This is a genomic window from Streptomyces monomycini, assembly GCF_022271435.1.
In the GTDB taxonomy this organism is placed as follows: Bacteria; Actinomycetota; Actinomycetes; order Streptomycetales; family Streptomycetaceae; genus Streptomyces; species Streptomyces monomycini.
Window position 1 is genome coordinate 80,547 of the sequence record NZ_JAFIQY010000011.1, and the last position, 13,709, is coordinate 94,255.

The 13,709-nt window shown below is 74.1% G+C and carries 10 protein-coding genes; 6 read left to right on the top strand and 4 right to left on the bottom strand.

The genetic code is table 11. The annotated features are described in order from the left end of the window. The first annotated feature begins 97 nt into the window (after positions 1-97). The 4 genes from JXZ78_RS15715 to JXZ78_RS15730 all read left to right on the top strand — a co-directional run bounded on the left by JXZ78_RS15715 (position 98) and on the right by JXZ78_RS15730 (position 5,802). Complete coding sequence (locus tag JXZ78_RS15715; protein WP_238783137.1) at positions 98-3,109, top strand: bifunctional acetate--CoA ligase family protein/GNAT family N-acetyltransferase; 3,012 nt, start codon at positions 98-100, stop codon at positions 3,107-3,109. A gap of 90 nt (positions 3,110-3,199) precedes the next feature. After that, positions 3,200-3,787, top strand: a complete 588-nt coding sequence (locus tag JXZ78_RS15720; protein ID WP_003981824.1) for a DUF5998 family protein — start codon at positions 3,200-3,202, stop codon at positions 3,785-3,787. Continuing rightward, on the top strand, positions 3,787-4,995 hold the full coding sequence (locus JXZ78_RS15725; RefSeq protein ID WP_030021211.1) for an alkaline phosphatase family protein: 1,209 nt from the start codon (positions 3,787-3,789) through the stop codon (positions 4,993-4,995). The genes JXZ78_RS15720 and JXZ78_RS15725 overlap by 1 nt, the downstream gene beginning before the upstream one ends. 153 nt (positions 4,996-5,148) lie before the next feature. Then, positions 5,149-5,802, top strand: coding sequence for a thymidine kinase (locus JXZ78_RS15730; protein ID WP_030021212.1), 654 nt, complete (start codon positions 5,149-5,151; stop codon positions 5,800-5,802). Positions 5,803-5,946: 144 nt separating this feature from the next. On the opposite strand, the gene JXZ78_RS15735 is transcribed toward JXZ78_RS15730, so the two are convergent. Beyond that, positions 5,947-6,720 (bottom strand): VOC family protein, encoded by a 774-nt coding sequence (locus JXZ78_RS15735; protein ID WP_030021213.1) that lies wholly within the window; start codon positions 6,718-6,720, stop codon positions 5,947-5,949. Positions 6,721-7,060: 340 nt separating this feature from the next. Between JXZ78_RS15735 and JXZ78_RS15740 the strand changes: the two genes are divergently transcribed. Next, on the top strand, positions 7,061-7,897 hold the full coding sequence (locus tag JXZ78_RS15740) for a sulfurtransferase (RefSeq protein ID WP_030021214.1): 837 nt from the start codon (positions 7,061-7,063) through the stop codon (positions 7,895-7,897). A 113-nt stretch (positions 7,898-8,010) separates the two neighbouring features. Here the strand turns inward: JXZ78_RS15740 and sepH are convergent, their stop codons facing one another. Next, positions 8,011-9,096 carry a septation protein SepH gene (gene sepH / locus JXZ78_RS15745; RefSeq protein ID WP_030021215.1) on the bottom strand — a complete coding sequence of 362 codons (1,086 nt, stop codon included), beginning with the start codon at positions 9,094-9,096 and terminating at the stop codon, positions 8,011-8,013. A gap of 496 nt (positions 9,097-9,592) precedes the next feature. Between sepH and JXZ78_RS15750 the strand changes: the two genes are divergently transcribed. Next, positions 9,593-10,732: a hypothetical protein gene (locus JXZ78_RS15750; protein ID WP_030021216.1), complete on the top strand. Its 1,140-nt coding sequence runs from the start codon at positions 9,593-9,595 to the stop codon at positions 10,730-10,732. Positions 10,733-11,028: 296 nt separating this feature from the next. Here JXZ78_RS15750 and JXZ78_RS15755 read toward each other — a convergent pair whose 3' ends face one another. Beyond that, a complete protein-coding gene (locus JXZ78_RS15755; RefSeq protein ID WP_078624375.1) occupies positions 11,029-12,417 on the bottom strand; it encodes a D-arabinono-1,4-lactone oxidase in 1,389 nt (462 codons plus the stop codon). After that, positions 12,308-13,621, bottom strand: coding sequence for an MFS transporter (locus tag JXZ78_RS15760; RefSeq protein ID WP_030021218.1), 1,314 nt, complete (start codon positions 13,619-13,621; stop codon positions 12,308-12,310). The genes JXZ78_RS15755 and JXZ78_RS15760 overlap by 110 nt, the downstream gene beginning before the upstream one ends. Between the last annotated feature and the right edge of the window lie 88 nt (positions 13,622-13,709).

Genomic DNA, 13,709 nt, shown 5'->3' on the forward strand with positions numbered 1-13,709 from the left:
CCGCCGTCCGGGACCGACCGTCCCGTCCCGCCCTGCCCCGCCCGCACGGGCCCGCACACCGAGCCGGTTGTCAGTGGCCGGCCGTACGCTGTCCCCCATGCAGAGCCCGTCGGACAGCGTCTACCCGGCCCACTGGGAGGCCGATGTCGTGCTGCGCGACGGCGGCGCCGCGCGCATCCGCCCCATCGCCCCCGACGACGCGCAGCGCCTGGTCTCGTTCTACGAACAGGTGTCTGACGAGTCGAAGTACTACCGCTTCTTCGCGCCCTACCCGCGCCTGTCCGACCGCGACGTGCACCGCTTCACCCACCACGACTACGTCGACCGGGTGGGCCTGGCCGCCACCGTGGGCGGCGAGTTCATCGCCACGGTCCGCTACGACCGCATCGACGACCGCGGCCGCCCCGCCAAGGAGCCGGGCGCCGACCAGGCCGAGGTCGCCTTCCTCGTGCAGGACGCCCATCAGGGCCGCGGGGTGGCCTCCGCCCTCCTGGAGCACATCGCCGCGGTCGCCCGGGAGCGCGGCATCCGCCGGTTCGCGGCCGAGGTGCTGCCCGCCAACACCAAGATGATCAAGGTCTTCACGGACGCCGGGTACACCCAGCAGCGCACCTTCGAAGACGGCGTGGTGCGCCTGGAGTTCGACCTGGAGCCCACCGAGCAGTCCATGGCCGTCATGCGCGGCCGCGAGCAGCGCGCCGAGGCCCGCTCCGTGCAGCGCCTGCTGGCGCCCGGCTCGGTCGCCGTCATCGGCACCGGCCGGACCCCCGGCGGCGTCGGCCGCTCCGTCCTGCGCAACCTCCTCGACTCCGGCTACCCGGGCCGGGTGTACGCGGTCAACCACGCCTTCCCCGAGGGCGGCACCCGCCTCGACCCCGAGGGCGTGCCCGGTCACCGCTCGGTGCCGGAGGTCCCCGAGCCCGTGGACCTCGCGGTGCTCGCAGTCCCCGCCGCCCAGGTCCCCGACGTGGTCCGCGACTGCGGCGAGCACGGCGTACGCGGCCTGGTGATCCTCTCCTCCGGGTACGCCGAGTCCGGCCCCGAGGGGCGCGAGCGCCAGCGTGCCCTGCTGCGCCAGGCCCGCTCGTACGGCATGCGGCTCATCGGACCGAACGCCTTCGGCCTGATCAACACCGCGCCGGACGTCCGGCTGAACGCCTCGCTCGCCCCCCAGATGCCCGGCGCCGGGCGCATCGGCCTGTTCACGCAGTCCGGGGCGATCGGCATCGCCCTGCTCAGCGAACTGCACCGGCGCGGCCCCGGCGACGGATCGATCGCCGGCATCTCCACCTTCCTGTCGGCCGGCAACCGCGCCGACCTCTCCGGCAACGACCTGCTCCAGTACTGGTACGATGACCCCGCCACCGACGTCGCGATCCTCTACCTGGAGTCCATCGGCGACCCGCGCAAGTTCATGCGCCTCGCCCGCCGAACGGCCGCCGTCAAGCCCGTCGTCGTCGCCAAGGGCGCCCGCCACACCGGCACCGCGCCGCTCGGCCACACCGTCCCCACGGTGCGCATCCCCGACAGCACGGTCTCCGCCCTGATGCGCCAGGCCGGCGTGATCCGGGTCGACACGGTCACCGAGCTGATCGACGCCGGACTGCTGCTCGCCTCCCAGCCGCTGCCGGACGGCCCGCGCGTCGCCATCCTGGGCAACAGCGAGTCCCTCGCCCTGCTGACGTACGACGCCTGCCTCACCGAAGGGCTGCGTCCGCTGCGTCCGCACGTCCTCGCCGCCGCGGCCACCCCGGACGACTTCCGTACGGCGCTGTCCGCGGCCCTGGCCAACGGGCTCTGCGACGCCGTCGTCGTCACGGCCATTCCCTGGGTGGGGGAGGAGGGCGTGGCCTCCCCGGGCGAGGGTGCCGACCTCGCCGCGGCGCTGCGCGAGGCGGCCTCGTCCGCCGCGCCCGCCAAGCCGGTCACCGTCGTCCACCTGGCCATGGACGCCCTCGCCGATGCGCTGGCGGCTCCGGCGCCGTCCGGCGAGGCCCTGACGCCGCCCCAGGACGTCCCGTCGCCCTCCCACAACGCCTCGCCACGGCTCGACGGCGCCCCAACCCACCCAGGAGCCCCCGGGCCCCCCGGCGACGCCACCGCAGCCCCGCAGGACCCCGCCACACCCCCGCAGAGCCCCGCCACATCCCCACCCCGCCCGGCCACCGACAGCGCGCCCACCGCCTCCCCGTCCACCGGCTCCCCAGCCCCCGCCTCCCCGCCCACCCCCCTCGTACCGGCCTTCCCCGCCGCCGAGCGCGCCGTCCGGTCGCTCGCCCAGGCGGTGCGGTACGCGAAATGGCGCCGGGACGCCGCCGACCCGGGCCGGGTGCCCGAGTTCGAGGACATCGAGGAGGCCGCCGCCGGCGCCGACATCGACCGGCTGCTCGACGAGCTGGCCCGGCACGCCGACATCACCCGCTCCGTCCCGCTGCCGGCCGACGACGCCCACGCCCTGCTGGCCCGGTACGGCATCCCCGTACGCCCCGCCCACCCGGCCCCCGACCCGGACACCGCTGTACGGGCCGCCGCCCGCCTGGGCTACCCGGTCGCCCTGAAGACCACCGCACCGCACCTGCGACACCGCCCCGACCTCGGCGGCGTCCGCCTCGACCTGACCGGCGAGGCGGAGCTGCGCCGCGCCTACGCCGAGCTGACCGACTTCCTCGGCAAGCCGGAGGAGCTGCGGCCGGTCGTCCAGCCGATGGTGCCGCGCGGCGTCGACACGGTCGTCCGCGCCGCCATCGACCCGGCCGCCGGCGCCGTCCTCTCCTTCGGCCTGGCCGGCGCCCCTTCGCAGCTGCTGGGCGACACGGCGCACCGCCTCGTCCCCGCGACCGACCGCGACGTCGCCGAACAGATACGGTCCATCCGCACGGCTCCGCTGCTGTTCGGCTGGCGCGGCAGCCAGCCGGTGGACACCGCCGCCCTGGAGGACCTGCTGCTGCGGGTCTCCCGGCTGGTCGACGACCACCCCGAGGTCGTCGGCGTCGACCTGGAGCCGGTCGTCGTCGCGCCGCACGGCGTGGCCGTGCTGGACGCCACGGTCCGCCTGGCCCGTCCGCCGGCCACCACCGACCTGGGCCCCCGCCGGATGCCCGCCTACTGAGAGCCGGTACCGGGACCCCTGCCGGGGGTCCGGGGCCCGGACGCGGCCGCTCGGACCCGCCCCGGCCGGTACGCCCCGTAAGATGGCCGCATGGCTAAGACCGGTACGACGACCCAAGGGCTGCGCGCGGCGATCGAGCGCAGCGGCTATTACCCGGCCCTGGTGGCCGAGGCGGTGCAGGCCGCGGTCGGCGGCGAGCCGGTGGTGTCGTACTTGGTCCATCAGGAGACGACCTTCGACGCCAACGAGGTCCGCCGCCATGTCACGGTCCTGGTCCTGACGGGCACCCGCTTCATCGTCAGCCACACCGACGAGCAGTCCGCCGACGACACCTCCCCGTCGCCGTACGCGACGACCTCCACCGAGTCCGTGAAGCTCGGCCGGATCTCGTCCGTCGTCCTCAGCCGGGTGGTCGCCAATCCCGAGTCCTACACCCCGGGCCGGCTGCCCCGCGAGGTCGTCCTGACCATCGGCTGGGGCGCCGTCGCCCGTCTGGACCTGGAGCCCGCCACCTGCGGCGACCCGAACTGCGAGGCCGATCACGGCTACACCGGCTCCTCGACGGCCGACGACCTGTCGCTGCGGGTCAGCGAGGCCGGCGACGGCCCGGACACCGTGCGGCAGACCCTCGCCTTCGCCCAGGCGCTGTCCGAAGCCACCGCGGCCACCACCCGCTGATGGCGTACGCCGCCCCCGCCTGGCCGGAACCGGAACCCCTCGACCTGGCAGGCGCCCCGGTGCCCCTTTACGGCACCGGCTCGCTCGCCGACCTGCTGCCCACCGTCACCGCGGGCCAGGGCCTGACCCTGCCCGGCGCCGGGCAGGCGGGTGCTCCGGGCATGCCGCTGGATCCCGCCGACCGCGTCTGCGTCTTCCTCATCGACGGCCTCGGCTGGGAGCTGCTGCGCGCCCACCCGGACGAGGCGCCGTTCCTGACGTCCCTTCTGGACAGCTCGTTCAACCGCACCGGCCGTCCGATCACCGCGGGCTTCCCGGCCACCACCGCCGCCTCGCTGGCCTCCGTCGGCACCGGGCTGCCGCCGGGTGAGCACGGCCTGGCCGGCTACACCTGTCTGAACCCGGACACCGGCGAGCTGATGAACCAGTTGCGCTGGTACCCGTGGACCGACCCGTACGCCTGGCAGCCGTACCCGACCGTCTTCCGGCAGGCGCACGCCGCCGGCATCCACACCTGCCAGGTCTCCGCGCCGACCTTCGAGCGCACCCCGCTCACCGAGATCGCGCTCAGCGGCGGCACGTTCCACGGCCGGCTCTCCGGCGAGGAGCGCATGGACCTGGCGGCCGAGCAGCTCGCCGGCGGCGACCGCTCGCTGGTCTACACCTACTACGCCGAGGTGGACGGCGCCGGGCACCGCTACGGCGTCGACTCCGACGCCTGGCGCGGCCAGCTGATGTACGTCGACCGCCTCGCCCAGCGCCTCGCCGAGCAACTGCCGCCGCGCAGCGCCCTGTACGTCACCGCCGACCACGGCATGATCGACATCCCGTTCGGCCCGGACCACCGCATCGACTTCGACGAGGACTGGGAGCTGCGCGCCGGAGTGCGGCTGCTGGGCGGCGAGGGGCGCGCGCGGCATCTGTACGCGCACCCCGGCGCGGCCGGTGACGTGCTCGCGGTATGGCGCGAGGTGGTCGGGGAACATATGTGGGTGGCGAGCCGTGACGAGGCCGTCGCCGCCGGGTGGTTCGGCCCCCGGGTCGACGACCGGGTCCGGGCCCGCATCGGTGACGTCGTCGTCGCCGCGCACGCCGACATGGTGGTCGTGGCGAGCGAGACGGAGCCGCGCGAGTCCGCGATGGTCGGGATGCACGGCTCGATGACGCCGGCCGAACAGCTCGTACCGCTCCTCGAAGTCCGCACCTGAGCCCCGCACCCGAGCCTCGTACCCGGGCCGAGCGCCTGAGCCCGGCCGCCCCGCACGCCCTGCCCTGCCCGCCCGCCGCCCGGTGAGCCCACCCCCACGTGCGCTCCCGACCGTCCCCCACTCGATACGAGCCCGAAAGGCCCGCGTTCTCCCATGCCCGAGCTGGTGTTCTTCTCCGGAACGATGGACTGCGGAAAGAGCACCCTCGCTCTGCAGATCGAGCACAACCGCTCGGCCCGCGGCCTGCAAGGAATGATCTACACACGCGATGACCGGGCGGGCCGCGGCAAGCTCTCCTCCCGCCTCGGGCTGGTCACCGAGGCCGTCGAGGCGACGGACGAGATGGACTTCTACGCCCACATCGTCGCCGCCCTGAGCTCCGGCGGCCGGGTGGACTACGTCATCGCCGACGAGGCGCAGTTCCTCGCCCCGGACCAGATCGACCAGCTCGCACGCGTCGTCGACGACCTGGAGCTGGACGTCTTCGCCTTCGGCATCAGCACCGACTTCCGCAGCAAGCTCTTCCCCGGCTCGCAGCGCCTGGTCGAACTGGCCGACCGGGTAGAGGTCCTCCAGGTCGAGGCGCTGTGCTGGTGCGGCGCCCGCGCCACGCACAACGCCCGCACCCTCGACGGCCAGATGGTCGTCGAGGGCGCGCAGGTCGTCATCGGCGACGTCCACAGCGCTCCGGCCGAGGTCGGCTACGAGGTGCTCTGCCGCCGCCATCACCGGCGCCGCCAGACCTCGGCCGCCGCCCACGCGGCGGCGCTGTCCCCGGACGTCCTGCCGGTGTACAGCGTCGAGTAGTCCCGGCCGGCGGAACCGGGGGGCGCGCGGCGTCGGTACGGCGCCGCGCTCAGCTCCGCGCGCCCCCCGGCCGCGCGCTCCGGCCGCGCCCCTTGAGCACGCCTCTTCGGCCGCACCCCGAACGCGCCCCCTCCGGCCGTCCGCTCAGCCCGGCTGCTGGAGCACCGCGAACACGGCCCCCTCGGGGTCGGCGACCGTCGCCACGCGCCCGTACGCGGTGTCACGGGCCGCCCGCACCTCCTGGCCGCCCAGTTCCGCCACCCGCCGGACCGCGGCGTCGGTGTCCGAGACGGCGAAGTACGTCACCCAGTGCGGCCCCAACTCCCTCGGCAGCGCGTCACCGACACCGTGGACGCCTGCCACCGGCCGCCCCTTCAGATGCAGCGTCTGGTAGCCGGGGATCGTGCCCTCGGGTCGGGTCTCGTACCCGAACACCGCTTCGTAGAAGGCGGTCACCCCCGTCTCCCGGGTCACCAGCTCGTTCCACACCGGCGCCCCGGGCACGCCGACCAGCGCCGCGCCCACCATCTCCTTGCCCTGCCACAGCCCGAAGACCGAACCCTGCGGGTCCGAGGCGATCGCCATCCGCCCCGCCTCGTCGTCCGCGTCCAGCGGCCCGACGGCGACAGTGCCGCCGCAGCCGCGGATCTGCTCGGCCGCCGCGTCCGCGTCGTCACTCGCCAGATAGGTCGTCCAGGCGACCCGCAGCTGGCGGTCGGGTGCCAGTTCCCCGATACCGGCCACCTCCCGCCCGTGGAGATACGCCCGGACGTACGGACCGAAGTGCTGCGGTCCCGGTTTGAACTCCCAGCCGAACAGCGCGCTGTAGAACTGCTCCGTCGTGGCCAGGTCGTGCACCATGAGACTCACCCAGCAAGGCGCGCCGGGCGTCCGCCGAGTCGTTGCCTCGGTCGTCATCGTCACTCTCTCCTCGGACCATCGGGGTGGTGGCCGTGCGGGGACCGGGCGCGAGTGCGCCGTCCCGTGCAGATGCTCGCACCCCTCATCCGCTGTGCGCCCCGGCCGCGCCGTCTTCGGCGCGTTCCCATGGGAGAATGCCCGATTTGATGTTTCGCATCCGTTTCGGCGGCGTTGCCGTTCGGGGACGCGGGAGGTGAGCCGCCGGCGAAGCCCTGTAAACCCCGGGGGAGGCCCGTAAACCCCCGTAAGCCCCCGGAGAAGTTCCGTGAGCCGGAAAAGATCCGCAGCAGCACGGACACCTTCAGAACCGGGCCCCTCCTGCGCGAGGATGAGCCCCATGAATGCCCTCATCACCACCGCCGAACTGACGGACGCACTGGCCTCCGGGACCCCGCCGGTCCTCCTCGACGTCCGCTACCGGCTCGGCGGCCCGCCCGGCCGCCCCGAATACGAGGCGGGGCACGTGCCCGGTGCCGTCTACGTGGACATGGACGGCGAACTCGCGGGCCCCGCGGGACCGGCCGGCCGCCACCCCCTCCCGGACCTCGACGCCTTCGCCGAGACGATGCGCAGGGCCGGGGTCTCGGCGGACCGCCCGGTCGTGGTCTACGACGGCGGGCAGGGCTGGTCCGCGGCCCGTACGTGGTGGATGCTGCGCTACACCGGCCACCCCTCGGTGCGGGTCCTGGACGGCGGCCTGGCCGCCTGGACCGCGTCCGGGGGAGCCCTGAGCACCGAGATGCCGTCCCCGGAGCCCGGCGACTTCACCGCGGCGCCCGGCGCGCTGCCGCTGCTGACGGCGGACGAGGCGGCGGCACTGGCCCGGCGGGGCGTCCTGCTGGACGCGCGGGCCGGGGAGCGCTACCGGGGCGAGGTGGAGCCCATCGACCGCGTCGCCGGGCACATCCCGGGCGCGCTGTCCGCGCCGACAACGGAGAACCTCGCCGCCGACGGCACATTCCTGCCGCCCGCCGAGCTGGCCGCGCGCTTCACGGCCCTCGGGGCCACCGCGGACGCCGAGGTGGGTGTCTACTGCGGCTCGGGCGTCTCCGCCGCTCAGGAGGTGCTGGCCCTCGCGGTCGCCGGCGTCCCGGCGGCGCTGTACGTGGGCTCCTGGAGCGAGTGGTCCGGCGACCCGACGCGGCCGGTGGCCACCGGCGCCGAGGCGGGCTGACACCCGGCCGGAATTGTTCGTACGCCCGTCCGTGACGACGGGCGGGCGTGCGGAGTGGTGCACGACGGCGCCCTGACCGGCAGGCCGCCGTCCGTACGCTCTCCGCTGCTCCGCTACTCCGGTTTCTTCCGCCGCGTCCCGAAGACGATCTCGTCCCAGCTCGGTACGGCGGCGCGCCGCCCGGGCCGTACCCCGTCGGCCTCGGCCTGGCGGTCGGTCGTGCCCGTGAGGCGGTCCCGGTGGCCGGCCACCGCTCGTGGCATGAGCACGTCGGCGTAGGCCGAGCCCGCGCCCGCGCTCGCCGCCGGAGCGGCCGGCTCCTCCAGCTCCTCGTCCTCGACGGAGTCCTCCTGAGCCGGTGCCTTCACCGGCTCGGGGACGACCATGTCGCCGCGGAAGCTCGGCACCGCCTCCAGGAGGCTGGTGAGGGAGTCGCGCTCCCGCTCGCCGGAACCGTCCTCGGCCCGTGCCGGCTCGTCGTCCTCGCCCGCACGGTCCCGATCGCGATCACGGTCCCGGTCCCGGTCCCGGTCCTGGGACGTCTGGCGGTCCAGGGCGCGGTCCAGCGGCCGGTCGCGCGGCAGCCGCGCGATCCGCGGCACGAACGGGAAGCTGGGCTCCGGGGTGTCGTCGGTCTCGCCGATCAGCGCCCGCGCCTCGTCGTCGACGGCCTGGACCAGGCGCCGCGGCGGGTCGTAGGTCCAGCTCGCCGAGTGCGGCTCGGCCGCGACGCGGTAGACCAGCAGGACTTCCCAGGTGCCGTCGTCGCGCCGCCAGGAGTCCCACTGCACGGAGTCCTTGTCGGCGCCGCGCAGCAGCAGCCGCTCCGCGACGGCCTCGCCGAGCTGCGGGCCGGTGTTCTCCCCGGGGCGGCGTACGGGTGTCTTACGGGCCCGCTCGGCCATGAACGCGCGCTCGGCGAGGACCGGCCCCTCGAAGCGGCGCACCCGGTCGACCGGGATGCCGGCGAGCTGGGCGACCTCTTCGGCGGAGGCACCTGCTCTTATACGCGCCTGGATGTCCCGCGGGCGCAGGTGGCTCTCGACCTCGATCTCGATCTGGCCGAGCCGCGCGCGGTCGTTGCGGACCGCGGCGCGCAGCCGCTCGTCGATCGGAAGCGTGTACTCGGTGCTGTCCGCAGCTTTGAGCACCAGCCGTGTGCCGTCGTTGGAGACGGCCACGACACGCAGTTCGGGCATGGGGACCTCCCGGGTGGTGCCTGCCGACGTCACGTGCGTCGCTGCTTCCGCTAGTCGAGTGTGGCCTGCCCGGGTGCAGCCTGCCACAACATTGCCGAGTTACCCGGCGTGTCGAGGCTTGGCCCAGAAACGCCGTTATGACACGGTTACCTGTTCGCAACGCTCAGTGACCATGTCTAGTTCCTGCTCCCAGTCACCCGTGCCCGGTGGCGGCACCCGGGGGTGAGTGCCACCTTCCGGCCCCCTCCCGTGTATCCGGGCAGCCGGACGGGATTCCGGGGCCAGGGCTCGCCACAGTACTCCATTCGGGCCACTGAGGTGGACCGCCGCGCCGCCGAAGTTCACCTGCGCCAAGGGAGTTGGTCGCCTTGTCGATCTCTCTACACGGTGTGACGGGTGGCGAGGTTCACAGAATCCGCAGAATCGGAACTACCGGCTTCGCCCATAGGTCACTTGTCCGTGCAAGATGGATCGAAGGGGCGATCAAAGGCTGGAGATGGACAACAAAAGCGATACCGACACGAAAAACAAGGAGAAACGGCTCGACCTGAGCGTTCCTCAGGTCGCCGGCAGTGCCCTGGCGGCCGCCGTCGCCGCCTTTCTCGCCGGCAAGCTCGGCGTGTACGGGACCATCATCGGCGCGGGCGTGGTGAGTGTCGTGGCCACGACCGGCGGCTCGGTCTTCCAGCATCTCTTCCGGCGGACCGGCGAGCAGCTCAAGGAAGCCGCCACCGTCGGCACCCGGCCGAAGCCGCGCCGGTCCTCGGTCTCGCGCAGAACGCCGGGAGCCGGGTCCGGCACCGGCATGGTGCTGCCCACCTTCGACCGGCAGGGCGCGGAGGACGAGATCACGTCCGTCGCGGCCAAGGACGAGGGCCGGGCCGGTGGCACCGACCGTACGCAACTGTTGCCGCAGGCCGGGGACCCGGACGCCGACCGTACGCGGCTGTTGCCGCAGGCCGATCCGGCGCGGACCTCCGGGGCGGACGCCGGAGCCGCGGACAAGACGCAGCTGGTGCCGCGCCTCGACGACCGGACCATGGCGCTGGGGCAGGCGAGGCCCGGTCACCCGCCGGCCGGCGCCACCGCGGTGCCGCAGCGGGCCGACGAGGTCAGCACCGCCACGTACGGCACCCGGCTGCGCGGCTGGAAGCGGCCGGCGCTGGCCGCGCTGGCGATCTTCGTGCTGTCGATGGGCGCCGTCACCTGCGTCGAGCTGGTCACCGGCAAGGACGCGTCGGGCGATCCGGGGACCTCGGTGAGCAACGTCTTCGGCGGCAACGGGCACAAGTCCGAGCCGAAGGCCCCGCCCGCCACGGACTCGCCGTCCCCCGGGACCTCCCACGGAGACGGCACGACGGGCGGCACCGGCGGCACGCCGTCGCCCGACCCCAGCGGCTCCGCCGGCACCGGTGACGGCACTGGCAGTACGGGCAAGCCGTCCACGCCGACGCCGAGCCCGGACGCGAGCCGGAGCGGCAAGCCGACGCCGCCGCCGAGCCCGCAGCCGTCGAAGTCCGGCGGCGGTACCGGGGACGACGCCGGCAAGAGCGGTGACGACTCCCAGGGCGATTCCGGCGACCGGAACAAGCAGGAGCCCGGCGGACAGCAGGCGCCCGACCCGAAATCCTCGTGAACACGGGACGGAAATCCGCACCCGGGCGGGACGTAATGCCGTCCCGCCCGGGGACCGAATCCCCTTAACCGGCGCGGAATTTCCGTCCACGACGGGGACCGAATGCCTTTCGGCGGGAGAACGGACGGGGCCGCCCCGCGCGGCCGGCGGCCGAACCGGCCCGGACCCGGCAGCACGCCGGGTCCGGGCCGGTGTGCTGCCGGGCTCCCGGGCCTGCCGAAGCGTTCATCCCTGCGGGACGTTGGGCCGAATGAGCGTTTCAGCCGTCCGGGCGGTCCCGCCGGCCCGGCCCGGCCTCACTCGCCCAGCACGCGCCGCAGGTAGGCGTTGGTGAACAGGCGCCGCGGGTCCAGCCGGTCGCGCAGCGCGGTGAACTCGCCGAATTGCGGGTAGACACCGGAGAGGTACGCGGCGTCGCGGCTGTGCAGCTTCCCCCAGTGCGGCCGGCCGCCGTGCGCGGTCATGATCCGTTCGGCCGCGGTGAAGTACTCCCGGTACGGCGTCCCCCGGTACATGTGCACGGCGAGGTAGGCGGTGTCCCGTCCGGAGGCGGTGGACAGCGGGATGTCGTCGGCGGGCGCGGTCCGCACCTCCACCGGAAAGCTCACCCGGAAGCCCGAGCGCTCCACCAGCGCCCGCAGCTCGCGCAGCGCCTCCACGGCGGCCGCCCGCGGCAGCGCGTACTCCATCTCCACGAAGCGCACCCGGCGCGGGCTGGTGAAGACCTTGTACGGGATGTCGGTGTACGTACGGGCCGACAGCGCGCGGCTGGAGAGCCGCGCGATCCCCGGGACGCTGGCGGGCACCGCCCTGCCGACGGCGCACGCGGCGCGGAAGACCCCGTTGGAGAGCAGTTCGTCGTCGATCCAGCCGCTGACCCGGCCGAGCGGGGCGGCGGGGCCCTGGCTGCGGTTGTTGCGCTTGGTGCTGCAGTTTCCGGTGTGCGGGAACCAGTAGAACTCGAAGTGCTCGTTCTCGGCCACGAGCTGGTCGAATTCGGCCGTCACCCGGTCGAAGGACATCGGCTCCTCCCGGGCCGACAGCCAGAACTGCGGCTCCACGGCGAAGGTGACGGAGGCGATCACGCCCAGCGCCCCCAGGCCCACCCGGGCCGCCGCGAAGACCTCCGGGTTCTCGGCGGCGGAGCACGTGAGCACCGAGCCGTCGGCGGTGACCAGTTCGAGCGCGGTGATCTGGGCGGCTATGGACGCCGAGTCGCGGCCGGTGCCGTGGGTGCCGGTGCTCGCCGCGCCGGAGACCGTCTGCTCCATGATGTCGCCCATGTTGGCCAGTGACAGGCCGTGCGCGGCGAGGGCCCGGTTGAGCTGCTGGAGGGTGGTGCCGGCCGCCACGGTCACGGTGCCGGCGGCGCGGTCCACCTCCCGTACGCCGGTCAGCCGCTCGGGACGGATGAGCAGCCCGTCGGTGGCGGCGACCGCGGTGAAGGAGTGGCCGGTGCCGGCCGCCTTGACCGTGAGCCCGTCGGCGGCCGCCGCGCGGACCGCCGCGGCCAGTTCGCCGGTGGAGGCCGGCGAGACACTCCGGGCCGGCCGCACGGCGACGGTCCCCGCCCAGTTACGCCAGGCGGGCCGGGGCCTGGTCCCCCGTATCGCCCGGACCGTGCGGGCCGCTCCCGTCCGTACGGCTGTCCTGTTCCTGCCGGTCGTCCTCTGTGCCTCGGCCATCTGCGCCCGTCCCCTCCCGCTGCGGCGCCGGCCGCAGCCGGCGGTATCCGAGGAACGCCACCGCCGCCGCGAGCGCCCCCGCCACGGCCGGCACCAGGTAACCGCGCCCGGCTCCGGCCGCGTCCACCACCCATCCGGCGGCCGACGAGCCGAGCGCCACTCCGACCGCGAGCCCGGTGCTGGTCCAGGTCATGCCCTCGGTCAGGTTCGCGCGCGGTACGTGCTGCTCGACGAGGGCCATGGTGGTCACCATCGTCGGCGCGATGGACAGGCCCGCGAAGAAGAGCGCCACGGCCAGCAACGGAAGGTTCCCGACCAGTTGGAGCGGGATCATACTCACGGCCATCGCACACACGCCCACCAGCCACCGGCGGGCGGCCGGACCCTTGAAATGGATCATCCCGAAGACCACGCCGGCGGCGCACGACCCGAGCGCGTAGGACGCCAGCACCAGGCTGGCGGCGCCCTGGTGGCCCTGCTCCTCGGCGAACGCCAGCGTCACCACGTCGGTCGCACCGAAGATCGCGCCGGTCGCCACGAACGTGACCACCAGCACCTGGAGACCGCGCGAGCGCAACGCCGAGCCCTGGGCGAGGTGTTCGCGCGGATGCGGCGCGGGCTCGGTCGCCCGCTGCGCCGTCAGCCAGAAGACCCCCGCCACCAGGAAGACCGTCGCCAGCAGCGGGCCCGCCTCGGGGAACCAGGAGGTGCACAGGCCGATGGAGAGGATCGGTCCGACGATGAAGCACGCCTCGTCGACGATCGACTCCCAGGAGTAGGCGGCGTGCAGCAGGCGCGGGGAGCTGTGGTGGACGGCCGCCCAGCGGGCCCGGACCATCGAGCCGACGCTCGGCACGCAGCCCGCGCAGGCCGTGAAGACGAACAGCGTCCAGTCCGGCCAGCCCTGTTGCGCGCTCAGCAGCAGGCCCGCGATCGCCGCCGCCGAGACCAGGGTCACCGGGCGCAGCACCCGGCGCTGGCCGTGCCGGTCCACCAGCCGGGAGACCTGCGGGCTGAGCACCGCCGAGGCCAGCGCGACGGTCGCCGCCAGGGCGCCGGCGAGGCCGTACCTGCCGGTGATCAGGGAGACCATCGTGACGATGCCGATGCTGGTCATCGACAGCGTCATCCGGCCCAGGAAGCCGGCGGCCGTGAACGATCTGGTGCCGGGCGTGTCGAAGAGCGCGCGGTACGGGCTAGGCATGGGGAGCTCCGCCGGTGAAGAGCCGACGCCCGGGAGGTCCGGAAATCGGTAAGGCATGACTGAGGCCGAGACAGCTTACGCGCGCGGT